The sequence below is a fragment of the Cellulomonas palmilytica genome, from assembly GCF_021590045.1.
Taxonomy (GTDB): Bacteria; Actinomycetota; Actinomycetes; order Actinomycetales; family Cellulomonadaceae; genus Cellulomonas; species Cellulomonas palmilytica.
The window spans coordinates 1,412,552-1,436,216 of record NZ_CP062221.1; the positions used below are offsets into that span (position 1 = coordinate 1,412,552).

General features: G+C 73.8%; 21 protein-coding genes and 1 tRNA gene. 17 read left to right on the forward strand and 5 right to left on the reverse strand.

The features are described from left to right. Positions 1-28 precede the first annotated feature (28 nt). The 9 genes from metG to F1D97_RS06670 all read left to right on the forward strand — a co-directional run bounded on the left by metG (position 29) and on the right by F1D97_RS06670 (position 10,542). On the forward strand, positions 29-1,813 hold the full coding sequence (metG, locus tag F1D97_RS06630) for a methionine--tRNA ligase (RefSeq protein WP_236123077.1): 1,785 nt from the start codon (positions 29-31) through the stop codon (positions 1,811-1,813). Continuing rightward, positions 1,813-2,778: a TatD family hydrolase gene (locus tag F1D97_RS06635; protein ID WP_236123078.1), complete on the forward strand. Its 966-nt coding sequence runs from the start codon at positions 1,813-1,815 to the stop codon at positions 2,776-2,778. Before metG ends, F1D97_RS06635 begins: the two co-directional genes overlap by 1 nt. A 276-nt stretch (positions 2,779-3,054) precedes the next feature. Then, positions 3,055-4,245, forward strand: coding sequence for an aggregation-promoting factor C-terminal-like domain-containing protein (locus F1D97_RS06640; protein ID WP_236123079.1), 1,191 nt, complete (start codon positions 3,055-3,057; stop codon positions 4,243-4,245). Positions 4,246-4,600: 355 nt separating this feature from the next. Next, a complete protein-coding gene (locus F1D97_RS06645; RefSeq protein ID WP_236123080.1) occupies positions 4,601-5,827 on the forward strand; it encodes a resuscitation-promoting factor in 1,227 nt (408 codons plus the stop codon). A 109-nt stretch (positions 5,828-5,936) separates the two neighbouring features. Beyond that, positions 5,937-6,872 carry a 16S rRNA (adenine(1518)-N(6)/adenine(1519)-N(6))-dimethyltransferase RsmA gene (rsmA, locus tag F1D97_RS06650; RefSeq protein WP_236123081.1) on the forward strand — a complete coding sequence of 312 codons (936 nt, stop codon included), beginning with the start codon at positions 5,937-5,939 and terminating at the stop codon, positions 6,870-6,872. Then, positions 6,869-7,819: a 4-(cytidine 5'-diphospho)-2-C-methyl-D-erythritol kinase gene (locus tag F1D97_RS06655; protein WP_236123082.1), complete on the forward strand. Its 951-nt coding sequence runs from the start codon at positions 6,869-6,871 to the stop codon at positions 7,817-7,819. Before rsmA ends, F1D97_RS06655 begins: the two co-directional genes overlap by 4 nt. 50 nt (positions 7,820-7,869) lie before the next feature. After that, positions 7,870-8,238: an ArsR/SmtB family transcription factor gene (locus F1D97_RS06660; protein WP_236123083.1), complete on the forward strand. Its 369-nt coding sequence runs from the start codon at positions 7,870-7,872 to the stop codon at positions 8,236-8,238. After that, positions 8,235-8,699, forward strand: coding sequence for an SRPBCC family protein (locus F1D97_RS06665; protein ID WP_236123084.1), 465 nt, complete (start codon positions 8,235-8,237; stop codon positions 8,697-8,699). Before F1D97_RS06660 ends, F1D97_RS06665 begins: the two co-directional genes overlap by 4 nt. 37 nt (positions 8,700-8,736) lie before the next feature. Continuing rightward, the gene (locus F1D97_RS06670) at positions 8,737-10,542 is read left to right on the forward strand and encodes an ABC-F family ATP-binding cassette domain-containing protein (RefSeq protein ID WP_236123085.1); all 1,806 of its coding nucleotides are present in this window, start codon (positions 8,737-8,739) and stop codon (positions 10,540-10,542) included. Between the two features lie 37 nt (positions 10,543-10,579). Here the strand turns inward: F1D97_RS06670 and F1D97_RS06675 are convergent, their stop codons facing one another. Beyond that, positions 10,580-11,086 (reverse strand): MarR family winged helix-turn-helix transcriptional regulator, encoded by a 507-nt coding sequence (locus F1D97_RS06675; RefSeq protein WP_236123086.1) that lies wholly within the window; start codon positions 11,084-11,086, stop codon positions 10,580-10,582. A gap of 65 nt (positions 11,087-11,151) precedes the next feature. Continuing rightward, positions 11,152-11,826, reverse strand: a complete 675-nt coding sequence (locus F1D97_RS06680) for a TetR/AcrR family transcriptional regulator (protein ID WP_236123507.1) — start codon at positions 11,824-11,826, stop codon at positions 11,152-11,154. A gap of 186 nt (positions 11,827-12,012) precedes the next feature. Here F1D97_RS06680 and F1D97_RS06685 point away from each other — a divergent pair. Further along, a tRNA-Gln gene (locus F1D97_RS06685) sits at positions 12,013-12,084 on the forward strand. Between the two features lie 98 nt (positions 12,085-12,182). Then, a complete protein-coding gene (locus tag F1D97_RS06690; RefSeq protein ID WP_236123087.1) occupies positions 12,183-12,557 on the forward strand; it encodes a glyoxalase superfamily protein in 375 nt (124 codons plus the stop codon). Positions 12,558-12,602: 45 nt separating this feature from the next. Here F1D97_RS06690 and F1D97_RS06695 read toward each other — a convergent pair whose 3' ends face one another. Then, the gene (locus F1D97_RS06695; RefSeq protein WP_236123088.1) at positions 12,603-12,878 is read right to left on the reverse strand and encodes an isoamylase; all 276 of its coding nucleotides are present in this window, start codon (positions 12,876-12,878) and stop codon (positions 12,603-12,605) included. Between the two features lie 291 nt (positions 12,879-13,169). Between F1D97_RS06695 and F1D97_RS06700 the strand changes: the two genes are divergently transcribed. The 6 genes from F1D97_RS06700 to pth all read left to right on the forward strand — a co-directional run bounded on the left by F1D97_RS06700 (position 13,170) and on the right by pth (position 20,155). After that, the gene (locus F1D97_RS06700; RefSeq protein WP_236123089.1) at positions 13,170-15,131 is read left to right on the forward strand and encodes a DUF4012 domain-containing protein; all 1,962 of its coding nucleotides are present in this window, start codon (positions 13,170-13,172) and stop codon (positions 15,129-15,131) included. A 149-nt stretch (positions 15,132-15,280) separates the two neighbouring features. Then, positions 15,281-16,984 (forward strand): bifunctional UDP-N-acetylglucosamine diphosphorylase/glucosamine-1-phosphate N-acetyltransferase GlmU, encoded by a 1,704-nt coding sequence (gene glmU / locus F1D97_RS06705; RefSeq protein WP_236123090.1) that lies wholly within the window; start codon positions 15,281-15,283, stop codon positions 16,982-16,984. After that, entirely contained in the window at positions 16,981-17,967 is a 987-nt protein-coding gene (locus F1D97_RS06710) for a ribose-phosphate diphosphokinase (RefSeq protein ID WP_236123091.1), read from the forward strand. The genes glmU and F1D97_RS06710 overlap by 4 nt, the downstream gene beginning before the upstream one ends. Before the next feature lie 121 nt (positions 17,968-18,088). Next, on the forward strand, positions 18,089-18,568 hold the full coding sequence (locus F1D97_RS06715; protein ID WP_236123092.1) for an LbetaH domain-containing protein: 480 nt from the start codon (positions 18,089-18,091) through the stop codon (positions 18,566-18,568). A gap of 252 nt (positions 18,569-18,820) precedes the next feature. Beyond that, positions 18,821-19,417, forward strand: a complete 597-nt coding sequence (locus F1D97_RS06720; protein ID WP_236123093.1) for a 50S ribosomal protein L25/general stress protein Ctc — start codon at positions 18,821-18,823, stop codon at positions 19,415-19,417. Positions 19,418-19,534: 117 nt separating this feature from the next. Next, positions 19,535-20,155, forward strand: coding sequence for an aminoacyl-tRNA hydrolase (gene pth / locus F1D97_RS06725; protein WP_236123094.1), 621 nt, complete (start codon positions 19,535-19,537; stop codon positions 20,153-20,155). 67 nt (positions 20,156-20,222) lie between these two features. Here the strand turns inward: pth and F1D97_RS06730 are convergent, their stop codons facing one another. Both F1D97_RS06730 and F1D97_RS06735 read right to left on the reverse strand, forming a co-directional pair. Next, positions 20,223-22,430 carry a right-handed parallel beta-helix repeat-containing protein gene (locus F1D97_RS06730; protein ID WP_236123095.1) on the reverse strand — a complete coding sequence of 736 codons (2,208 nt, stop codon included), beginning with the start codon at positions 22,428-22,430 and terminating at the stop codon, positions 20,223-20,225. A gap of 219 nt (positions 22,431-22,649) precedes the next feature. Further along, complete coding sequence (locus F1D97_RS06735; protein ID WP_094181969.1) at positions 22,650-23,624, reverse strand: DUF6492 family protein; 975 nt, start codon at positions 23,622-23,624, stop codon at positions 22,650-22,652. Positions 23,625-23,665 lie beyond the last annotated feature (41 nt).

Consider the following 23,665-nt stretch of genomic DNA (forward strand, 5'->3'; position numbering starts at 1 on the left):
ACCGGACCGCTCACCTAGGATCGGGCGCATGTCCCGCATCCTGTCGGCCGTCGCGTGGCCGTACGCGAACGGTCCCCGCCACATCGGTCACGTCGCCGGCTTCGGCGTCCCGTCGGACGTCTTCTCGCGCTACATGCGCATGGCGGGCCACGACGTGCTGATGGTGTCGGGCACCGACGAGCACGGCACGCCGATCCTCGTCGAGGCCGAGAAGCAGGGCACGACGCCGCAGGCGCTCGCGGACAAGTACAACCGGGTGATCGCGGAGGACCTCACCGCGCTGGGCCTGACGTACGACCTGTTCACGCGCACGACGACGCGCAACCACTACGCGGTCGTGCAGGAGATGTTCCGCACGGTGCACGCCAACGGCTACATGATCGAGAAGACGACCATGGGGGCCATCAGCCCGAGCACGGGCCGCACGCTGCCGGACCGCTACATCGAGGGCACGTGCCCGATCTGCGGCTACGACGGCGCGCGCGGCGACCAGTGCGACAACTGCGGCAACCAGCTCGACCCGGTGGACCTCGTCAACCCGCGCAGCCGGATCAACGGCGAGAAGCCGAAGTTCGTCGAGTCGACGCACTTCTTCCTCGACCTGCCGGCGTTCGCGAACGCGCTCGACGCGTGGCTGCGCACGCGCTCCGACTGGCGCCCGAACGTCCTGAACTTCTCGCTCAACCTCATCGACGACATGCGTCCGCGCGCGATGACGCGCGACATCGACTGGGGCATCCCGGTGCCGCTCGCGGGCTGGGAGGAGAACCCGAACAAGCGCCTGTACGTGTGGTTCGACGCGGTGATCGGCTACCTGTCGGCGTCGATCGAGTGGGCGCGCCGCTCGGGTGACCCGGACGCCTGGCGCCAGTGGTGGAACGACCCGGACGCGCGGTCGTACTACTTCATGGGCAAGGACAACATCACGTTCCACTCGCAGATCTGGCCGGCGGAGCTGCTGGGCTACGACGGCAAGGGCGCGAAGGGCGGCGCCCCGGGCGCGTACGGCGAGCTGCAGCTGCCGACGGAGGTCGTCAGCAGCGAGTTCCTCACGATGGAGGGGAAGAAGTTCGCGTCGTCGCGCGGCATCGTCATCTACGTGCGCGACATGCTGGCGCGCTACCAGCCGGACGCGCTGCGCTACTTCATCGCGGTCGCGGGCCCGGAGAGCCAGGACTCCGACTTCACGTGGTCGGACTTCCTGCGCCGGACGAACGACGAGCTCGTCGCGGGCTGGGGCAACCTGGTGAACCGCACGGCGAGCATGATCCACAAGAACTTCGGCGAGATCCCGGCGGCGGGCGAGCTGCTGGACGTGGACCGGGCGATCCTCGACCAGTCGCGGGCGTCGTTCGCCGCGGTGGGCGACCTCATCGGCACGCACCGGCACAAGGCGGCGATCGCGGAGGCGATGCGGGTGGTGCAGGAGGCGAACCGGTACGTCTCGGAGACGGAGCCGTGGAAGCTCAAGGGTGACCGTGAGCGCCTCGGGACGGTGCTGAACACCGCGGCGCAGGTGGTCGTGGACGCGAACACGCTGCTCGCGCCGTTCCTGCCGCACTCGGCGCAGAAGGTGCACGAGACGTTCGGCGGCACGGGTGTGTTCGCGCCGCAGCCCCGCCTGGACGAGGTCACGGACCTGGACGACGAGTCGCGCCACTACCCGGTGATCACGGGGGACTACTCCGACGTGCCGGCGTGGGCCTCGCCGACGCTGACGCCGGGCACGCCCGTGGGTGCCCCGACGCCGGTGTTCACGAAGCTCGACGACTCGATCGTCGAGGAGGAGCTCGCCCGGTACCAGAACCGCTGATGGGTCGGTCGCGCGAGCGGGGCTGGCCCGCGTCGCCGCAGGCGCTGCCGGTGCCGGTGGTGGACAACCACACGCACCTCGAGACGGTGGCCGGCTGGCGGGCCACGGGCTGGGACGGCCCGGGGTCCGCCGCCGGGGAGCAGCAGGGCGGGGACGACGAGCCCGCGCCGCTGCCCGGGCTCGCGGCGCACCTGGCGCGCGCGGCGGCGGTCGGCGTGCCGCGGATGGTGCAGGTCGGCTGCGACGTCGAGGCGGTGCGCTGGACGGACGCCGCGGTGCGCGAGCACCCGGCCCTGCTGGGCGCGGTGGCGATCCACCCGAACGAGGCGGTGCTGCACGCGGGCGTGCACGAGGTCGCCCCGGACGGCCTCGACCCGGACCCGCAGCCGTGGCACGACGTGCCGCTGGACGAGGCGCTGGACCTCGTCGCGACGACCGCGCGCGGCAACCCGCGCATCCGCGCGGTCGGCGAGACGGGTCTCGACTTCTTCCGTGCGGGACCGCGCGGCCGCGAGGTGCAGCGTGAGGCGTTCCGGGCGCACGTCGCGCTCGCGAAGGAGCTGGGCCTCGCGCTGCAGATCCACGACCGCGACGCGCACGACGAGGTCGTCGAGGTGCTGCTGGCGGACGGCGCGCCGGAGCGCACGGTGTTCCACTGCTTCTCGGGCGGTGCCGGTCTGGCGCGGCTCGCGGCCGAGCACGGGTGGTTCTGCTCGTTCGCGGGGCCGGTGTCGTTCCCGTCGAACGAGCACCTGCGGGACGCGGCGCGCGTGCTCCCGGCCGAGCTGCTGCTCGTCGAGACGGACGCGCCGTACCTGACGGTGCACCCGCTGCGCGGCCGGCCGAACGCGCCGTACCTGCTCCCGGGGACGGTGCGGGCGCTCGCGGAGGCGCGCGGCGACGACCTGGCCGCGCTGTGCGCGACGCTGGCCCGCACGTCGGAGGCGGTGTACGGGACGTGGTGACGGGCGCCGCCACTCGACGGGTGCCGCGACGAACCCGTCTGCGACACGCCGGGCGACACGCCGGATCAGCCCTCGTGGGGTGCGTGCGTGCGGGTGATCACCTGCTGGGAAGGTCGAGGTCGCGGGTTTCCGGGCCGATCACAGATCGGTTACGGTCGGACGTGCGTCCGGGGGGCAGGACGATCGAGCACGGCCGCTCGTGAGCAAGGACGACGACGAGCACCAGCACGACGAGCGTCGCGGGACGTCCGCGACGACCGCCCCGAGTGACGGAGGATGCGCCGCGTGAGCCCTGCACGACGAGCTGCACGACGCAGCGGTGGCCGCCTGGGCAAGGCGGTCGCGCAGGGCACGGTCGTCGCGCTCGTCGTCGGTGCCACGACCGCGTTCGCGGTGCTGCACAAGGAGGTCGTCGTCGACGTCGACGGCGAGCTCGTGCAGGTCGAGGGCTTCGGCCGCACGGTCGGCCAGGTGCTCGCGGCCGGTGACATCGAGGTCGGTGAGCGCGACCTCGTCGCGCCGGGCGTCGGTGAGGCGGTCGCGCGCGGCGAGCAGATCGTCGTGCGTCACGCGCGCCAGCTCGACGTCGCGGTCGACGGCGAGGAGCAGCGCATCTGGACGACGGCGCTCACGGTCGGCGAGGCCGTGGACTCGCTCGGTCTGCGCGACGGCGAGGTCCGCCTGTCGGCGTCGCGCTCGGCGTCGCTGGGCCGCGGCACGCTGCACGTCTCGACGCAGAAGACGATCCACCTGGTCGTCGACGGCCAGGTGATCGACGGCATCTCGAACGGCTCGACGGTGCGCGACGCGCTGCGGGACATCGGCCTCGTGCTGAACGAGGGCGACCAGGTCTCGGTGCCGCTCGACGCGGCGGCGGTCGACGGGCTCGCGGTGCTCGTGACGCGCGGTGAGCAGAGCGGTGAGGTCGTCACGGAGACGGTTCCGTTCGAGACCGAGGAGATCGAGGACTCCGCGCTGCTCAAGGGCATGCGGATCGTCACGCAGGCGGGCCGCGCGGGTGTGCGGACCACGACGTACGAGCTCGAGGTCGTCGGCGGCGTGGTCGTCGGCCGGCGCATGATGACGTCGGTGGTGACGACGGAACCGGTCAAGCAGATCGTGAAGGTCGGCACCTCCGAGCTGCCGAAGAGCGCGGCGGTCTCGCCGGGCACGGCGCAGGCGCTCGGCAAGGAGATGGCCGCGGCGCGCGGCTGGGGCGACGACCAGTTCGCCTGCCTGCTGACGCTGTGGAACCACGAGAGCGGCTGGCGCGTCAACGCGGAGAACAAGTCGTCGGGGGCGTACGGCATCCCGCAGGCGCTGCCGGGCTCGAAGATGGCGTCGGTCGCGAGCGACTGGCGCACCAACCCCGCGACGCAGATCACATGGGGCCTGAACTACATCAAGAGCCGTTACAAGACGCCGTGCGGCGCTTGGGGACACTTCACCGCCAAGGGCTGGTACTGACCAAGAACGGCCATGCCGGCCCCGCCTGAAGGTCAAGGACGGGTCAGGTCCGGACCGCGTCGAACGTCCCGCTTCGCACCGCCCGGGGGTTGGCGGCTTGGTCACGATCGGGTTACGGTCGCCTGTCGTCGCGTGAGTGCACAGGTTCTTCCGCTCGCCGCGACCTCGTCGGACCGGCCTTCACGGCGGTCCGGGAGAGACAGCCGGATCGGGGATCCGGGACCGACGGTGAGCACTCCCTCCAGTGCTCACGCACCGGCCGCGCACGCACCAGCGCGCAGCGGACGGCGACGTCGGGCGTCCCGCGGGACGCGCACCGCCCCCCGTGCCCGGGAACCACGACGGCTGGAGCCCCGTGCCCTTCTCGACCCGCATCGGACGCCTGCTCACCCGCACGCGTGCCACCACGGAGCCCACGGCTCCGCACGACACCGACATCACGGAGCAGGACGGCCGACCGGGCCGACGCCTGGCTCTGCCCGCGCTGGTCGCGGCCGGCGCGCTCGTCGTCGCCGGCGGGACCGCCGTCTACGCCCAGGCCCACAAGACCGTCACGCTCGACGTCGACGGCGAGACCCGCACGGTGACCACGTTCGCGGGGTCCGTCGAGGGCCTGCTGTCCGACGAGGGCGTCACCACCGGCTCGCGCGACGCGGTCGAGCCGGCCGGCAGCCTGTCCGACGGCGACGTCGTGACCGTGCGCCACGCGCACCAGGTCACGGTCGCGCAGGACGGCAGGCAGCGCACGGTGTGGACCACCGCGCTCACCGCCGACGAGGCGCTCGACCTGCTCGCGGTCCGCGACCCGGACGTCCAGCTCGTCGCGTCGCGCTCCGGTGGCGGCCGCCCCGAGCTCTCCCTCGACCTGTCCCTGCGCGGCCCCGCGACGATCGCGGTGGACGGCAAGGAGCTCGAGGTCGGCGACGTGCGCACCACGGTCGCGGACGCGCTCGAGGACGCGGGCATCGCGCTCGGTGCGCGCGACCGCGTGCGCCTCGCGAACGACGACGCGCGTGACGTGCGCATCGTCGTGCAGCGCGTCTCGGTCCAGACCGTGACGCGCACCGAGGAGATCGCGTTCTCCTCGAGCGAGAAGGACGACGCGTCGCGCTACGTGGGCACCGAGGTCGTCACGACCAAGGGCGTTCCCGGCAAGCGCACGATCGTCGAGCGCGTCACGACGGTCGACGGCAAGGAGACCAAGCGCGTGGTCGTCGCCGACACGCAGACGGCGAAGCCCGTGAACGAGGTCGTCTCGGTCGGCACCAAGAAGCGCCCGGTCGTCCGCTCGAGCGGTGGCGGCTCGTCGAAGGGCGGCCCGATCGGCGACACGCGCGACGCGGACTCGCTCAACTGGGCCGCGCTCGCGAAGTGCGAGTCGGGCGGCAACCCGAGCATCGTCTCGGCCAACGGCCTGTACCACGGGCTCTACCAGTTCTCTGTGGGCACGTGGCGCTCGGTCGGCGGGGCGGGTCTGCCGTCGCAGGCGTCGCCCGCGGAGCAGACCGCGCGCGCGAAGATGCTCTACCTGCGCTCCGGCGCGGGCCAGTGGCCGCACTGCGGCCCGCGCCTGTTCAGCTGAGCCTCGCGCTGACCTGGAGCACCACCGCCCGTCCGACGAGGGCGCTCGACCCGGTCGCACGCAGCACGCGTGCGCGCCCGGGGCGGGCGCCCTCGTAGGCTTGGCGCCCATGACCGTCACGCTGCTCGGCCCCGCGCAGATCCGCGACCTCGCCGAGCGGGCCGGGGTGCGCCCGACCAAGACCCTCGGGCAGAACTTCGTGCTCGACGCGGGCACCGTCCGCAAGATCGTCCGCCAGGCCGGGGTGGAGCCGGGGATGCGGGTCGTCGAGGTCGGGCCGGGCCTCGGTTCGCTCACGCTCGGCCTGCTCGAGGCCGGCGCGGACGTGGTCGCGGTCGAGATCGACCCCGTGCTCGCGCGCCTGCTGCCGAGCACGGTCGCGGCGCACGCGGGCCTGCACGCGGACGAGACGGCTCGCGACGAGCCCGCGGTGCTGCGGGACGACGAGGGCCGCGCGCGCCTGACCGTCGTGCTGCGGGACGCGCTCGAGGTGACCGGGCTGCCGGGGGAGCCGCCGCGCGCGCTCGTCGCGAACCTGCCGTACAACGTGTCGGTGCCGGTGCTGCTGACGTTCCTGGAGCGGTTCGGCTCGCTCGAGCACGCGCTCGTCATGGTGCAGGCGGAGGTCGCGGACCGGCTCGCGGCGCCGCCGGGCAGCCGCACGTACGGCGTGCCGTCCGCGAAGGCCGCCTGGTACGCGCACGTGCGCCGCACGGCGACCGTGGGCCGGTCGGTGTTCTGGCCGGTGCCGAACGTCGACTCGGCGCTCGTGCGCCTGGACCGCCGCGAGCCGCCGACGACGTCGGCGACGCGCGAGGAGGTCTTCGAGGTCGTCGACACCGCGTTCGCGCAGCGGCGCAAGATGCTGCGCGCGGCTCTCGCGCCGCTGTTCGGCTCGCACGAGGCCGCGGTCGCGGCGCTCGCGGCGGCGGGCGTGGACGCGCAGGCGCGCGGTGAGACGGTCGACGTCGAGGGGTTCGCGCGGATCGCCGAGCAGCTGGCCGGTACGCGCCGCGGCGCCCCTGCTGGCACAGTGGAGCCGTGACGCTGAGCCCGGTGGAGGTCGCCACCACCCGCGAGGTCCGTGTGCGTGCTCCCGGCAAGGTGAACCTGTCGCTGCACGTCGGGCCGGTCGCACCGGACGGGTACCACCCGTTGACGACGGTGTTCCAGGCGGTGTCGGTGTTCGAGGAGGTCACGGCGCGGGCGTCCGACGAGCGCGTCGTGACGGTCTCGGGGCCGCAGGCGGACCTGGTCCCCACGGACGCCTCGAACCTGGCGATGCGGGCCGCCGAGCTCGTCGCGCAGGCGGCGGGCATCGACGAGGGCGTGCACCTGCACATCGACAAGGGCGTGCCCGTGGCGGGCGGCATGGCGGGCGGCTCGGCGGACGCGGCGGCGGCGCTGCTGGCGTGCGACGCGCTGTGGGGTGCGGGGCTGTCGCGCACGCAGCTGCTGGAGCTCGCGGCGCAGCTCGGCTCGGACGTGCCGTTCGTGCTGCAGGGGCACACTGCGGTGGGGCAGGGCCGCGGCGACCTGCTGACGCCGGTGCTGGGGCGCGGCGAGTTCCACTGGGCGTTCGCGGTGCAGGACCGGGGGCTGTCGGCGGGGTCGGTGTACGGCGCGCTGGACGCGCTGCGCGACGGCTCGGACGCGCTCGACCTGCCGCCGGCCCTGGACGACGACGTGCCGCTGCTGCAGGCGCTGCGCGCGGGCGACCCGCGCGCGCTGGGCGCGGCGCTGCACAACGACCTGCAGGACGCGGCGCTGTCGCTGGACCCGCGGCTCGCGGACCCGCTGGGCGTCGCGAAGGACGCGGGCGCGCTGGGCGTGCTCGTCTCCGGCTCGGGGCCCACGGTCGCGGCGCTCGCGCGCAGCCGTCAGCACGCGCTGGTGCTCGCGGCGGCGTTCACGGCGTCCGGCGCGGCGGACCGTGTGCTGACGGCGACGGGCCCGGTCGCGGGCGCGCGCGTCGTGTCCTCGTCGGACTGATCGCGTCCCACCCCTTGACGGGGGTTCCGCGCGGGTCAATAGTTAAGTACATGCTTAACCATGACAGGGATGCCGAGGGCGCACGGCTCGACGCCGTGTTCCGGGCCCTGTCGGACGCGAGCCGCCGCACGATCGTCGAACGCCTCGTGCGCGGACCCGCCACCGTCGGCACGCTCGCCGCACCGCTCGACATGTCGCTCCCCGCGGTTCTGCAGCACCTCGCGGTGCTCGAGTCCGCCGGGATCGTGCAGTCGCAGAAGATCGGCCGCGTCCGCACCTGCACGCTCGTCCCCGGCGCGCTCGTCGGCCCGACGGCCTGGCTGGCCGGCCAGCGCCTGCCGGCCGAGCGCCGCCTCGACCGGCTCGGCGACCACCTCACCGGTCCCGCAGCCGGACCCCCACCCCAGGAGCAGTCATGACGACCACCACCACCCCGCTCACGCACGCGTCGTTCACCATCGAACGCACCTACCCCGTCCCCGTCGAGCGGGTCTGGGCCGCGCACGCCGAGCTCGAGCAGCGCCTGCAGTGGTTCGGCGACGACGAGAACTTCGACCTCGACGCGCGCTCCAACGACTTCCGGCCCGGCGGGATCGAGATCGAGGACGGCCGCTGGCACGACGGGCCGCGTAGCAAGTACGTCGCGCGGTACTCGGACATCGTCGAGAACGAGCGCATCGTGCACACGTACGACATGTGGATCGACGAGGCGTACCTGTCGACGTCGCTCGTCACGACGACGTTCGAGGCCGTGGACGGCGGCACGCGCCTGACGTACACCGAGCAGGGCGTCTACACCGACGGCCCGGACGGCGTCGCGAGCCGCGAGACCGGATGCGCGTCGATCCTCGACAAGCTCGGGGCCTACCTGACGCGGTGAGGGAGCCACGCCGGGGGCCGGTAACCTCGGAGGCCTCATGGCTCACCTCCTCGGCGCGGACCGCGTCACCCTCGCGCTCGGCACCCGGGTCCTCCTCGACGGCGTCTCCCTCGGCCTCGACGACGGGCAGCGCGTCGGGGTCGTCGGGCCCAACGGGGCCGGCAAGTCCACGCTCCTGCGCGTGCTCGCGGGCAGCCAGGAGCCCGACGACGGGCGCGTGACGCGCGCGGGCGGCGTGCGCCTGGCGATGCTCGACCAGCGCGACGAGCTGGGCTCCGGCACCGTGCTCGACGCGATCCACGGCACCGCCGACGCGCACGAGTGGGCCTCCGACCCGCGCATCCGCGCCGTGCACGCCGGCCTCCTGCCGGACGTGGACCTCGCCGCGGACGTGAGCACGCTGTCCGGCGGGCAGCGCCGCCGCGTCGCGCTCGCCGCGCTGCTCGTCGGCGACGACGAGGTGCTCGTGCTCGACGAGCCCACCAACCACCTCGACGTCGAGGGCGTGGCCTGGCTCGCCGCGCACCTGAACCAGCGCTTCTCGCGCGGGTCGGGCGCGCTCGTCGTCGTGACCCACGACCGCTGGTTCCTCGACGCGGTCTGCACGCGCACGTGGGAGGTGCACGACGGCGCGGTCGATCAGTACGACGGCGGCTACGCGGCCTACGTGCTCGCGCGCGCCGAGCGGGCCCGCACCGCCGCGGTCACCGAGGAGAAGCGGCAGAACCTGCTGCGCAAGGAGCTCGCGTGGCTGCGCCGCGGCGCCCCGGCGCGCACGTCCAAGCCGAAGTTCCGCATCGACGCCGCGAACGCGCTCATCGCCGACGAGCCGCCGCCGCGCGACCAGCTCGAGCTGTCCCGCATGGCCACCGCGCGGCTCGGCAAGGACGTGCTCGACGTCGAGGACGTCACGGTCGCGCTCGGCGGGCGCACGCTGCTCGACGACGTCACGTGGCGCATCGGACCGGGGGACCGGTACGGGGTCGTCGGCGTCAACGGCGCGGGCAAGACGACGCTGCTGCGCCTGCTGTCCGGTCGCCTCGCGCCCGACGCGGGGCGGGTCAAGCGCGGCAAGACCGTGCAGGTCGCCGAGCTGCGCCAGGACGTCGAGGACCTCGACGAGGTCGCCGACCTGCGGGTCGTCGAGGTCGTCGAGGCCGAGAAGCGGTCCGTCGTCGTCGGCGGCAAGGAGCTCACCGCCGCGCAGCTCGTCGAGCGGCTCGGCTTCACGCGCGACCGCGCCCGCACGCCCGTCAAGGACCTGTCCGGCGGCGAGCGGCGACGCCTGTCGCTGCTGCGCCTGCTCGTCGGCGAGCCCAACGTGCTCCTGCTCGACGAGCCCACCAACGACCTCGACACCGACACGCTCGCCGCCCTCGAGGACCTGCTCGACGGCTGGCCCGGCACGCTGGTCGTCGTCTCGCACGACCGCTACCTGCTCGAGCGCGTGTGCGACCGGCAGGTCGCACTCCTCGGCGACGGGCACCTGCGGGACCTGCCCGGCGGCGTCGAGGAGTACCTCGAGCTGCGCCGCGTCGCGCTCGAGGGCGGGTCGTCGAGCGACGCACCCGCCGCGGGCTCGTCGTCGTCCGACGAGGCCGCGGGACAGACCGCCGCGCCGAGCGCCGCCGACGTGCGCGCCGCGCGCAAGGAGGTCACGCGCATCGAGCGTCGGCTCGCGAAGATCGCCGACCTGGAGGCGGCGCTGCACGCGACGCTGGCCGAGCGGGCGACCGACCACGAGGCCGTGCAACGCCTCGACGCCGAGCTCCGCGCGCTCGCCACCGAGCGCGAGCAGCTCGAGGAGGCGTGGCTCGAGGCCGCGGACGTCGCCGGCGGCTGAGACCCTGCGGGTCCCGCGGTGCGAGCGCCCGGTCGGGTCAGTGCGGGGCGTCGAACGGCACGAGCGCCGTGCGCAGCAGGTCCGCGAGGCGCGTGCGGTCCTCCTCGGAGAGGTCGCCCAGCAGCGTGCGCTCGGTGTCGAGCAGGTCCGCGAACGCCGCGTCGACCCGCTCCAGCCCCGCGGGCGTGAGCTGCACGAGCACCCCGCGCCGGTCGTCAGGCGACGGCCGACGCTCGACCAGGCCCTTCTCCGCGAGCCGGTCGATGCGGTTCGTCATGGTCCCCGACGTCACGAGCGTGAGCGTCAGCAGCGCCCCCGGCGACAGCCGGTACGGCTTGCCCGCGCGACGCAGCGCGGACAGGACGTCGAACTCCCACGTCTCCAGGTCGTGCCGGTCGAACGCGCCTCGACGCGCCAGGTCCAGGTGCCGCGCGAGGCGGCTCACGCGCGAGAGGACCTCGAGCGGCCGGACGTCCAGGTCGGGTCGCTCCCGGTTCCAGGCGGCGACGATGCGGTCCACCTCGTCGTGAGCCGTCTCCGCCATGCGACGAGATTACTCGACGTCGACACAACGCACGGGTGCGACGGGCGTCCGAGCGGGTGGTTCTGCTACGCGGTCCCGGCGGCCGGCGCGGCGTCCGCGCCCGCGTCGTGATGCTCCGGCGCGGGCCGCGGCTTGTCCGCCACCGTGACCTTCGTCAGGCTCGGGCGGCGCTCCAGCCCGGACAGCCCGTTCCACGCGAGGTTCACCAGGTGCGCCGCGACGTCCGCCTTGCCCGGGCGCCGCGCGTCGAGCCACCACTGACCCGTCAGCGCGACCATCCCGACGAGCATCTGCGCGTACATCGGCGCGGTCTTCGGGTCCTGGCCCTGCTTCTTGAACTCGTTCGCGAGCAGGTGCTCCACCTGCGTCGCGACGTCACCGATCAGGCTCGAGAACGTGCCCGTCGCCTGCGCCACGGGGGAGTCCCGCACGAGGATCCGGAACCCGGCCTCGTTCGCCTCGATGTACGACAGCAGCGCGAGCGCCGTCCGCTCGACGAGGACCTTGGGATGCCCGCCGCCCTCGAGCGCACCCGTGAGCGCACCCGTCAGGGCCTGCACCTCACGGTCGACGACGACCGCGTACACCCCCTCCTTGCCGCCGAAGTGCTCGTACACCACCGGCTTGGAGACCTCGGCCCGGGCCGCGATCTCCTCGACGCTCGTGCCCTCGAACCCCTTCTCGGCGAACAGCCGACGCGACACGTCCAGCAGCTGCGCACGCCGCTGGACCCCGGTCATGCGCGACCGGGGTGCCCGTCTGCTCTCCGCCATGGCGCCCATCATGCCGTGCCACGGCCCGCTCCCCGGCCCTCCCGGCCCGCGGGGAGGTCGCATCACCCCGACGGGCCACCGGTGCGGCCGGCACCCCGGTCCGAGCACGCACGCGCGGCTGGCAGACTTGGGGCGCCGTCGGCGCGACGGCGTTCCGCCCTGGTGTAACGGCAGCACGCAGGCCTTTGGAGCCTCGCGGTCCAGGTTCGAATCCTGGGGGCGGAGCACTGCCCCCGGTGGGGTGCCGCCGTGTCGGTGGTCGGGGTGACGATGGGCGGACCGTCGCCGGCGGCCCGCCGGTGGCTCGTCGTCAGGGGTGCGCGATGGAGTTCAGGCTCGAGCTCGTGATCCTCCCGGTCAGTGATGTCGACCGGGCCAAGGCCTTCTACTCGGAGCAGGTCGGCTTCGTCGTCGACCACGACCAGCGGGTCAGCGACGACGTGCGGTTCGTGCAGCTGACCGCACCCGGGTCGGCGTGCTCGATCGCCGTCGGCCAGGGGCTGACCGACGCCCCGCCGGGGTCGGTCAAGGGGCTGCAGGTCGTCGTCGACGACGCCGACGCGGCCCGCGCGTTCCTGCTGGAGCACGGCGTCGACGCCCCGCCCGTGCAGGACCTGCCGTGGGGCCGGTTCACGGGCTTCACGGATCCGGACGGCAACGGGTGGACGGTGCAGCAGATGCCGGCCTGGCGCGGCTGACGAGCCCGCCGCGCCGACGGGCGACGCCGCCCCGTGCCCGGCGGGTCAGGCGTGGACCAGGGAGCCCTCGGGGGTGATCTCGTCGGCGGTCTCGTCGTCGAACCAGCGGCCGTGCTCGCCGAGGTAGCGGAACTGCACGACCGTGCCTGTCGGGACGGTGACGGTCACGCTCGACGTGCCGTTCGAGCGGCGGCGCAGCACGTGCGTGCCGGGCGTCCAGTCGTTGAACGTGCCGACGACGCTCACGGGACCGTCGACGGCGGTCGCCGGGAGGGCGAACGTGAGGCGGGTGGCGGACGCGGCGCGGGACTTCTTGAGCAACGGGACCTCGCTTGAGCGGGAAATGGCTGCGGACGACGGTGCGTGCGGTGACGCGGGCGGGTTCGGGCGTCGCGGGCATCGTGGCGCGGTCCTGTTACGTGCAGGCCCCCGGCGGATGACACCCGTGTGACTTCACGGGTGTGACTTCACGCGCCCGATCGGTCGGCGCCGAACCGGGTGAATCGGGACGAACTCTGCTGACTGTGCCAGAACCGGCACCTAGCCTCGAGCAGGAGGGCCGTGTCGTGGCCCGGAAGAGCACCGGCCGTGCTGGTGGGGGACGGGGGTCGGGTGTCCGAGCGGGCTGACGTCGTGGGTGCGGACGACGAGCGTGCCGTCACCGACGAGCACGCGCCGGGTACCGCGCCCGACGAGCACGCGTCCGACGAGCACGCGTCCGACGAGCACGCGTCCGACGAGCACGCGTCCGACGAGCACGGCGGGGTCCCGACGAGCCGGCGGCCGGTCGCGCCGTGGCGGCGGTCGGTGCGGCGCGTGCTGCTCACGCTCGTCGTCGTGCTGGTCGTCGTCTTGCTGCTGGGGGTGTGGCTCGCGTGGCGCGGGACGCAGGTCGCGAGTGCGCTCGCGGACGCCGACGCGCAGCTCGGGACGGTCCGCGAGGCGGTGAGCGCCGGGGACGTCGCCGCGGTCGGCGGTGTGCTGCCCGGGTTGCAGGATTCGGCGGACCGCGCGAGCGCTGCGACGGGCGACCCGGTGTGGCGGGTCGCGGAGCACGCGCCGTGGCTGGGTGCGCAGCTGTCGGCGGTCTCGGCCGCCACGGACGCCTTCGACGCGCTCGCGCACGACGCGCTGCCGCCGCTCGTCGACGTCGCCGGGGACTTCTCCACCGACGCGCTGACGCCGCAGGACGGCCGGGTCGACGTGGCGTCGCTGACCGCGATGGCGCCGGCGGTGGCGCAGGCGTACGGCGCGGTCGACGCGGCCGTGGCGCAGCTCGACGCGGTCGACACGGACGCGCTCGTCCCGCAGCTCGCGGACCGGCTGGTCCCGGCACGCGAGCAGCTCGCCGAGCTGCGCGACCGGCTGGAGACGGCGGACACCGCGCTCGCGATCGTGCCGCCGCTGCTCGGTGCGGACGGCCCGCGCTCGTACCTGGTCCTGGTGCTCAACCCCGCGGAGCTGCGCAGCGCGGGCGGCATCGTGGGCTCGGTGCTGGAGGTCCGCACGGACGCGGGCGTGATCACGGTGGGCGCGCAGCAGCCGGCGCGCACCATGGGTCGGCCGGACCAGCCCGCGGTCCCGCTCGACCCGGCGGAGCGTGCGCTGCTGGGCGACGTGCCCGCGCGGTACATGCAGGCGGTGACGGCGACGCCGGACTTCGCGCGCACGGCCGAGCTCGCGAGCGCGCTGTGGGAGCGCGAGACGGGCCGTCAGGTCGACGGCGTGCTCACGGTCGACCCGGTGGTCCTCGCGCGGCTGCTGGACGTGATCGGCCCGACGACGACGCCCGACGGCACCCGGCTCACGTCCGACGACGCGGTCGAGACGCTGCTGTCCGGCGCGTACGCGCGCTACCCGGACGCGACGGACTCGGACACGTTCTTCGCGCAGGTCGCGCAGTCCGTGGTGAGCGCGACGTTCGCGGGCGGGTACTCGGGCAAGGAGCTCGTCGACGCGGTCGGTGACGTGGTGGGGGAGGGCCGCGTCTCGGTGTGGACCGCCGACGACGACGTGCGCGAGCGCCTGCGCGACGTCGGGCTCGTGCACGACTTCCTCGCCGACGACGCCGCGGACGTCACGGCGGGCGTGTTCCTCAACGACACGACCGTCTCCAAGATGGACTACTACCTCGACACCGAGCTCACCGCGGACGACCTGACGTGCTCCGCGGACGGGGCGAGCGCGTGGCTGCACCTCACGCTCACGAGCACGGCCCCGGCGGACGCCGCGACGTCGCTGCCGCACTACGTGACGGGTGGCGGGGTCAACGGCACGCCCGCCGGGTCGTTCACGACGCAGGTGCTGCTGTACTCGCCGCGCGGCGGGACGCTCGGCGAGATCCGCGTCGCGCGCGACGGCGGCGAGCCGCAGTCCGTCGGGCCCGGCCTGCAGGACCACGAGGGACGCCAGGCGGGCGCGCTCGCGGTGCGGCTCGCGCCCGGCGAGACCGCCACGGTCGACGTGCACGTGACCACCGCGACGGGAGCCGACGAGGTGCGCGTCGAGCGCACGCCGACGCTGCAGCACGGTCGCACGGGCCCCGTCCTGACGTGCGGGACGACGACGCCCTGACCTGCGGGACGACGCTGCGGTGTGACCCGTGACTCGGTCGCCACCCGGTCGTCACGGACGGGGGTGCCCGACCGCGGCGGTAGAGTGGCGGGCGCGCACGGATCCCACGCCCGGATCGTCGGGCACACCCTCGCGAGGAGCACCCACAGGTGACCGTCCCCCGCCCAGCCGCCGTCATCGTCCTCGCCGCAGGTGAGGGAACCAGGATGCGCTCGGCGACCCCGAAGGTCCTGCACACGCTGGCCGGTCGCAGCATGCTCGGCCACGCGCTGGCCACCGCGCAGGCCCTCGACCCGGAGCGGGTCGTGGTCGTCGTCCGGCACGAGCGGGACAAGGTCGCGGCGCACGTGACCGAGATCGTCCCCACCGCGCTGGTCGCCGACCAGGACGCGATCCCCGGCACGGGCCGTGCGGTGCAGGTCGCGATGACGACGCTCGACGCGGCGGCGCAGGCGAGCGCGGTCGCGGCGCTCGACGGCCCTGGCGTGCCGGGCTCGGCGTCGGGCGTGCTGCTCGAGGGTGCGGTCGTCGTCGTCGCGGGCGACGTCCCGCTGCTCGACGCCGGGACGCTCGGCGAGCTGCTCGCGGCCCACCACGCGGACGGCAACGCCGTCACGGTGCTCACGACCGAGGTCGAGGACGCCACGGGCTACGGCCGCATCGTGCGCGAGCCGGGCACCGGTGACGTGCTGCGGATCGTCGAGCACAAGGACGCGAGCGACGCCGAGCGCGAGATCCGCGAGATCAACTCCTCCATCTACGTGTTCGACGCCGCGGTGCTGCGCAGCGCGCTCGGCAGGCTCGGCCGCGACAACGCGCAGGGCGAGGTCTACCTGACGGACGTGCTCGCGATCGCGCGCGGCGACGGCGGTCACGTGCGCGCGCTGCGCACCGACGACGCGTTCGTCGTCGAGGGCGTCAACGACCGCGTGCAGCTCGCGGCGCTCGCCGCGGAGCTCAACCGCCGCCTCCTCGAGGACTGGATGCGCGAGGGCGTCACGATCGTCGACCCCGCGACGACGTGGGTGGACGTGGACGTCGAGCTCGAGCGCGACGTGACGCTCCTTCCGGGCACGCAGCTGCACGGCGCGACGGTCGTGCGCGAGGGCGCGACGGTCGGCCCGGACACCACGCTCACGGACGTCGAGGTCGGCCCGCGCGCCACGGTGGTGCGCACGCACGGCAGCCTCGCGGTCATCGGCGAGAAGGCCAGCGTCGGCCCGTTCGCGTACCTGCGTCCCGGCACGGTGCTCGGCCGCAAGGGCAAGATCGGCACGTTCGTCGAGACGAAGAACGCGCAGATCGGCGCGGGCTCGAAGGTCCCGCACCTGTCGTACATCGGTGACGCGACGATCGGCGAGCACTCGAACATCGGTGCCGCGTCGGTCACGGTCAACTACGACGGCGTGAACAAGCACCGCACGACGATCGGCTCGCACGCCCGCACGGGCGCCGACAACATGTTCGTCGCGCCCGTGACGGTCGGAGACGGCGCGTACACGGGCGCCGGGTCGGTCATCCGCCGCGACGTGCCGGCCGGTGCGCTCGGCGTGAGCGCGGGCGCGCAGCGGAACATCGAGGGCTGGGTGCAGCGCTCGCGCGCCGGGACGCCGGCCGCCGAGGCCGCCCAGGCCGCGACTGCCGCCGCCGGTCCCGCGCTCGACGAGTCGCTGTCGCCGCAGGCGCGCGCCGAGCTCGAGCGCGCCGCCACCGCCGCGCGCGGCATCCCCGTGACCCCGCCGCCCGGCCTGCCCGGCCAGCCGGCGCACCTGTCCGACCCGACCAGCCCCGCCGGCACCGGTGCGGGCCAGACCGCCGCGCAGCACGGCACTGAGGAGAAGAGCACGCGATGACGGGGATCATCTCCCACGACGGAGAGAAGCGACTCGTCGTCGTCTCCGGCCGGGCGCACACCGAGCTCGCGCAGGCCGTGGTCGACGAGCTCGGCATCGAGCTCGTGCCGACCAGCGCGTACGACTTCGCCAACGGCGAGATCTACACGCGCTTCGGGGAGTCCGTGCGCGGCGCGGACGCGTTCGTGCTGCAGTCGCACGCGTCGCCCGTGATCAACAAGTGGATCATGGAGCAGCTGCTCATGGTCGACGCGCTCAAGCGCGCCTCGGCCAAGACCATCACCGTGATCGCGCCGTTCTACGGCTACGCGCGCCAGGACAAGAAGAGCCGCGGACGCGAGCCCATCTCCGCCCGCCTGCTGGCGGACATGTTCAAGACCGCGGGCGCCGACCGGATCATGTCGGTCGACCTGCACACGTCGCAGATCCAGGGCTTCTTCGACGGTCCCGTCGACCACCTGTGGGCCATGCCGATCCTCGTCGACTACGTGCGCTCGCGCGTCGACCTGACGAACGTCACGGTCGTCTCGCCGGACGCCGGCCGCATCCGCGTCGCGGAGCAGTGGGCCGCGAAGCTCGGCGGCGGTCCGCTCGCGTTCGTGCACAAGACGCGCGACGTGCGCACCGCGAACAAGGCCGTCGCGAACCGTGTCGTCGGCGACGTCGAGGGCCGCTCGTGCGTGCTCGTCGACGACCTGATCGACACCGGCGGCACGATCGCCGAGGCGGTGCGCGTCCTCAACGAGGCCGGTGCGAAGGACGTCATCGTCGCCGCGACCCACGGCATCCTGTCCGAGCCGGCCGTCGGGCGGCTGTCGTCGTGCGGCGTGCGCGAGGTCGTCATCACCGACACCCTGCCCGTCGAGGACGAGAAGCGCTTCGAGCAGCTCACCGTCCTGTCGATCGCGCCGCTCATCGCCCGCGCGATCCGCGAGGTGTTCGACGACGGCTCGGTCACGAGCCTGTTCGACGGCAACGCCTGACACCCCCGTCTCGACGGCCTGACCCGCAGGCCCGGCCCGCCGCTGCGACCCGCCACTTCGACCCGACCGTCACCCGAGACGCCCCGTGTGCCCGGCGGCGTCGGTGTGGGAGCCTGCACCCGTGCTGGTGCGGATCCTCGTGAGACTGTCGGGCGGCTGGTGGGCGCACCGCGAGCGGACGGTGCGCGCCCACGGCGTGCGGCGTCGGCTGCACGCGGCGCTGTACAAGCTGTACCTCGAGGAGTTCGGCGGGTACATCTCGCTGCTCACCACGTTCGCCGGCCCGCCGGAGTTCCCGCACAAGCCGATCGGCGTGTTCATCGCGCCCGGCGCGGTGATCGGGCGTGACGTGGTGATCTACCAGCAGGTCACCATCGGAAAGAACGACATCGAGACGAGCCCGCGGTTCGGCGCACCGACCATCGGGGACGGCGTGTACATCGGCGCGGGCGCGAAGATCATCGGCGCCGTCACGGTCGGCGCGGGTGCCCGCGTCGGCGCCGGCGCGGTCGTCGTGCGGGACGTGCCCGCGGGTGCGACCGTAGTCGCCGCGCCGGTGCGCGTGCTTGAGCGCCGCGACGAGCCCATGGCGGGTGACTGAGCCCACGCCGACGGGTTTCTGCGGGGCCCCGTGAGCGGGTAAGATCGTCAGGTTGCCTCGGCGAGGGACGTCGGACGGTCCACACCGCTTCCGGTCCGTGATCGACTGGGCGAGCGCCTCCGCGTGCGCCCGTCCTGCGCCCCGCGTCGAGGCCACCGGGCCCCTCGTCGGCCCGCCGCCAGACCACCGGCCCCGTGCCGCACCCGTTCTCGTACGTCGCGCCCCCGTGCGCCCAGCACCACTGGAGTCATCGTGTCCGAGGTCAAGCTCGCCGCCACCACCCGCACCGAGTTCGGCAAGGGCGCCGCGCGCCGCCTGCGCCGCGCCGGCCAGATCCCCGCCGTCCTGTACGGGCACGGCACGGAGCCCGTCCACGTGTCGCTCCCGGGCCACGAGACGATGCTCGCGGTCAAGCACGCCAACGCCCTGTTCGAGATCCAGGTCGACGGCAAGCCGGTCCTCGCCCTCGCCAAGGACGTCCAGCGCGAGCCGGTCCGCCAGATCATCGAGCACGTCGACCTGCTCATCGTGAAGAAGGGCGAGAAGGTCTCCGTCGAGATCCCCGTCGTCATCGTCGGCGAGTCGGCCTCCGGCACCATCCACGTCGTCGAGACGCAGACGCTCGCGCTCGAGGCCGAGGCGACGCACCTGCCCGAGTCGGTCGAGGTCTCGATCGACGGCCTCGAGGACGGCGCGATCATCAAGGCCGGCGACGTCACGCTGCCGACCGGCTCGACCCTCGTCACGGACGCCGAGACGGTCGTCACGACGATCTCGACGCCGCGCGTCTCCGCCGAGGACCTCGGCGAGGAGTCGGACGAGGCCGCCGAGGCGCCGGCCGAGGCCTGAGACCTCCGACGCGGGCCCGGCCCGCGGACCTGCGACCGACGCCCGGTACCGTCACGTGCGGTGCCGGGCGTCGGCGCACCCCGACGACTTCACGCACCCGACGACCGAGGAGGACCAGTGGCTGACGGACCGTGGCTCGTGGTGGGTCTGGGCAACCCCGGACCGCAGTACGCGGGCAACCGGCACAACGTCGGTCAGATGGTGCTCGACGAGCTCGCGCGGCGCACGGGCTCGTCGTTCGGGGCGCGCGCGAGCGGGCTGCTGTCCCGTCGCCCCCAGGCGGCCGTGGCCGAGACGCGGCTCGGCGTCCTGCCGGGCGGAGCGCCCGGCCCGCGGGTCGTGCTCGCCAAGCCGACGACGTACATGAACGTCTCCGGCGGCCCGGTCGCCGCGCTCGCGAAGTACTACGACGTCCCGGTGGACCGCGTCGTGATGGTGCACGACGAGCTCGACATCCCGTTCGCGGACGTCCGCCTCAAGCGCGGCGGCGGCGAGGGCGGCCACAACGGGCTGCGCGACACGACGAAGGCGCTCGGCACCAAGGAGTACGTGCGGGTGCGGGTCGGCATCGGCCGCCCGCCCGGCCGCCAGGACCCGGCGGACTTCGTCCTCAAGGACTTCACGAAGACCGAGGCGAAGGACCTGGGCTGGCTCGTCGACCGCGCCGCGGACGCGGTCGAGGCCGTGGTCCTCGAGGGCCTCGAGGCGGCGCAGCAGCGGTTCCACACCAAGCCCTGACGGCACGACGCAGGGCGGCCGCTCGGGAGCGACCGCCCTGCGTCGGAGCCCTGCGTGGGCGGCTGCGTCAGCCGCCCTGGCGGACGGCGACGGTCTTGCCGTCCTCGTAGTAGTTCGACGAGACCTTGGGGACCGTCGTCGAGGGCGAGATGATCGCGCAGCGGTCGACGCGGGTGTCGAGACCGAACGTGTTCTTGCTGAACACGAGCCCCTGGATCGGGCCGCGACCCTGCTCGGCGATGTTGACCGAGCACCCGCCGCCGTCGATCCAGTTGCCGGACACGGTCACGTCGGACACCACGCCCAGGCCCGGGGAGTACATGATCGCGGCGTTGTAGGCGCCCTCGATCGTGTTGCCGGTGATGACGATGTCCGAGCCGCGCTGGATCTGGATGTTGTCGTCGTGCGTCCCGTCCTCCTGGTAGGGCGCGCTGGCGTAGTGCAGGTTGTCGTGCAGCCACGACGCCTCGACGCGGACGTCGTCACCGGTGATGCGGACGGAGTCGATGACGTCGTGCACGTCGACGCGGCGCATCGTGATGTTCGCGCCGCGGACGCCGTCGATCCAGTACGACGGGGACGCCGCGAACAGCTCGCTGTCCTGGATCAGCAGCGGGGCGCCGTTGGTGTTCTGCACGAGCGAGCGGCCGGTGCTGACCTTGTAGCCGCGGATGATCGAGTTCTTGATCGTCACGTTCGAGGCCCGGACGTCGACGAACCCGCGGATGTCGAGCCCGCTGATCACGGCGCCGTCCTCCTTGATGACGAGGTCGCCGTCGTGGACCTTGAGGGACACGCCCGACGGCACGCCGGTGTTGCTCGGTCCCGGCTTGCCGCCGGTCCCGGTGCTCGCGCTGGGCGACGGGGCGGGCGTCGTCGGCGCCGTGGTGGCGCGCGGCGAGCTCGTCGGTGACGGTGAGGAGGTGGGCTTGGCCGTCGCCGTCGCGGTCGGCTTGGGCGTCGCCGTGGCGGTCGCCTTGGCGGTGGCGGTGGCGGTGGCCGTGGCCTTCGCGGTGGCGGTGGCGGTCGCCTTGGTCGTCGCGCTCGTCGTGGCCGAGGTCGGCGCGACGGTGACGGTCTTGCCGCCCACCACCCAGCCGAGGACCTCGGGCGCGACCTTGACGCTCGCGGCGGTGTTCGTCAGCGTGACGGACTTCCCGCCGGAGCCGCCGAGGGGGATCACGGCGTCGCCGTAGGTCGGCGCCGACGACGAGGCGGTCACGAGGGACGTCGAGCGGCACCGCGCCGTGGCCGACGTGCCGGGGCAGGCGGCGACGACCGTCTCGCGCCACGCGCCGGAGACGCGGACGCGCAGGTGGACGGCGGTCGCGCCGCTCGGCGGCGAGAGCGTGAGCGTGGACGACGAGCCGGGGCTGATGACGCGGGCGTCGAGCGAGCCCGACGCGGGCGCGAGAAGGCCGCCGTCGGGGAGCGTGGACGCGGCGACGTAGAAGCCGTCGATGTCGATCGAGACGTCGGCGCTGCCGCCGGTGGCGTACAGGTTGACCTGCGACCCGTCACCGCCGAGGGCGACGACGCCGGAGGCCTGGGCGGCGCGCGACGTGCTGGGGTTGAGGAACGTGGTGCCGTTGCACGTGGGCGAGCTGCCCGTCGCGCACGCGCCGATGTTCGTCGCGGTCGCGCCGGCGGCGCTGGTGAGGCGCACGACGGCGCCCGTGGCGTTCTTCGGCACGCCCGACAGCGAGACCGTGCGGGTCTTCTTGCTCGTGAGGGACACGGTCCCGGCGCGGCGGGGCTCGACGGGCAGGTACCGGGAGTCGCGCGCGTCGGTCTTCGTCGAGCGCAGCGACCAGCCGCGCACGTCTGCCCACACCTTCGCGCCGTCGAGCGCGGTGAGCGTGACCTTGCCCGACGAGGGCGCGACGAGGACCGAGCCGTTGGCGAACCCGCCGGCGGCCGTGACGGTCCGGGGGTTGCTGCACGTCGACGCGGTGCCGGGGCACACGCGGACGGTCGCGTTCGTCTTGCTGGGCTTGACGCTCACGTGCAGCTCGGCGGCGGTCGTGCCGCTGGGCACCGACGGCAGCGTGACGGTCGTGGACGCGCCGGCCGCGAGCGTGGTGCCCTTCAGGACGCGCAGCGGGTCCGCGGGGCGGTGGACGGCGGTGTCGGCGGACGACGCCTGGGTCGCGATGGTCGTGGCGAGGACGACGGCCGCGCAGGCCATCGCAGCGACTGCGACGAGCTGGCGGCGGCGGGGGCTGTCGAGCGCGGTCGTGCGCGCACCTGGGGGAGCGGTGTGGCGTCCGGGCACGAGCACCTCCTGGGTCTCGGGTTGGGCCGCTCGGGTGACGAGGACATCGGCGCGAATACGGCAGGTCGGGAGGATCGACCTCGGGCGGGTGCGCCGAACGTACAAGAATTCACCCGTTCGGCCGAGACCCTCTGCCCGTGACCAGGGACCGTTACCGCGTCGTGACCTTGCTGACCTGCGGCAGCGCCCACCTAGACAGTTGTCCGAAATGTGAGATTCTCACCGCCGTGAGACCCTGGCCAGGGCGCGACGCCCGACGTTGAGCACCCGGGCGGGCAGCTCGCGGATCTGCCGGCGACGCCGCTCACGGTCGTACCGGGCGCGCATCGACGCGACGAGCGCGACCCCGTCGGCCGGTGCGTCGACCAGCCCGCGCTCCGCCCAGAAGCCCGCGAGCTGCGCCGTCGCCTGCGGGTCGAGCCGGGGCACGGCGTCCCGGTGCAGGCCGAGCACCGGCAGGTCGCGGCCCGCGTCGAGCACCGCGCGCACGCCCTGCGGCGTCGCGAGCCGGGGCCACACCACCGGGTTCGGCTCGTCGGTGAGCTCCAGGGTCCGTTCGAGCGTGCCGTCGCGCCGCGCCAGCCAACCCGCGTACAGGAAGAACTCGGTGAGGTCGTGCGCCAGGAACTCGCGCGCGAACGGGCGCCCCGCGGCCGACTCGACGTCCGCCAGCATCGCGAGCACGACCTCGCGGTCGAGCGTGAACGGCGTCGTCGTCGCCGCGAAGCGGCCCACGTGCTCGGCCGGGTCGAGGCCGAGGTACCGGCACACGCGCTCGAGCGCGGGCCGCAACGTGTGGTCGGTGTAGGAGTACGCGCGCACACGCGCGCGTCCGTCCGCCGCGACGAAGAACGCGTCGTCGGGCCGTGCGACGAAGTGGTTCTTCGCGTCGAGCGCGACGTAGTGCGGGGTCTCGACGAGCCGGGCCACCGCGAGCTTGAGGATCTGCTGGCTGCGCCAGCCGGACGTCGTCGGCAGGTCCGTGACGTCGGCCGGGCGCAGCACCCGCACGCGCGGGGCGAGCGCGCCGTACGCGCGGACCAGCGCGTCGACCTCCCGCAGGCCCCGGCGGGTGTTGTCCAGGACGACCACGCGGGCGTCGGACGGGGCGTGCCGCGCGAACGACCGCGCCTGCAGCCCGAGCAGCTGGACCTCCGCCTCGAAGACGGGGGTCACGAACGTGAGTGCCGGCACCGCGGGTCCTTCCAGTCACGGGTCCGGCGAGCGTAGCGAAG

Coding starts and splice junctions, on each gene's coding strand:
- F1D97_RS06690 (WP_236123087.1), top strand. CDS start 12,183: ATGGAGTTCAGGCTCGAGCTCGTGATCCTCCCGGTCAGTGATGTCGAC.
- rsmA (WP_236123081.1), top strand. CDS start 5,937: ATGACCGTCACGCTGCTCGGCCCCGCGCAGATCCGCGACCTCGCCGAG.
- F1D97_RS06635 (WP_236123078.1), top strand. CDS start 1,813: ATGGGTCGGTCGCGCGAGCGGGGCTGGCCCGCGTCGCCGCAGGCGCTG.
- F1D97_RS06660 (WP_236123083.1), top strand. CDS start 7,870: ATGCTTAACCATGACAGGGATGCCGAGGGCGCACGGCTCGACGCCGTG.
- F1D97_RS06675 (WP_236123086.1), bottom strand. CDS start 11,086: ATGGCGGAGACGGCTCACGACGAGGTGGACCGCATCGTCGCCGCCTGG.
- metG (WP_236123077.1), top strand. CDS start 29: ATGTCCCGCATCCTGTCGGCCGTCGCGTGGCCGTACGCGAACGGTCCC.
- F1D97_RS06665 (WP_236123084.1), top strand. CDS start 8,235: ATGACGACCACCACCACCCCGCTCACGCACGCGTCGTTCACCATCGAA.
- F1D97_RS06680 (WP_236123507.1), bottom strand. CDS start 11,826: ATGACCGGGGTCCAGCGGCGTGCGCAGCTGCTGGACGTGTCGCGTCGG.
- F1D97_RS06670 (WP_236123085.1), top strand. CDS start 8,737: ATGGCTCACCTCCTCGGCGCGGACCGCGTCACCCTCGCGCTCGGCACC.
- F1D97_RS06640 (WP_236123079.1), top strand. CDS start 3,055: ATGCGCCGCGTGAGCCCTGCACGACGAGCTGCACGACGCAGCGGTGGC.
- F1D97_RS06710 (WP_236123091.1), top strand. CDS start 16,981: ATGACGGGGATCATCTCCCACGACGGAGAGAAGCGACTCGTCGTCGTC.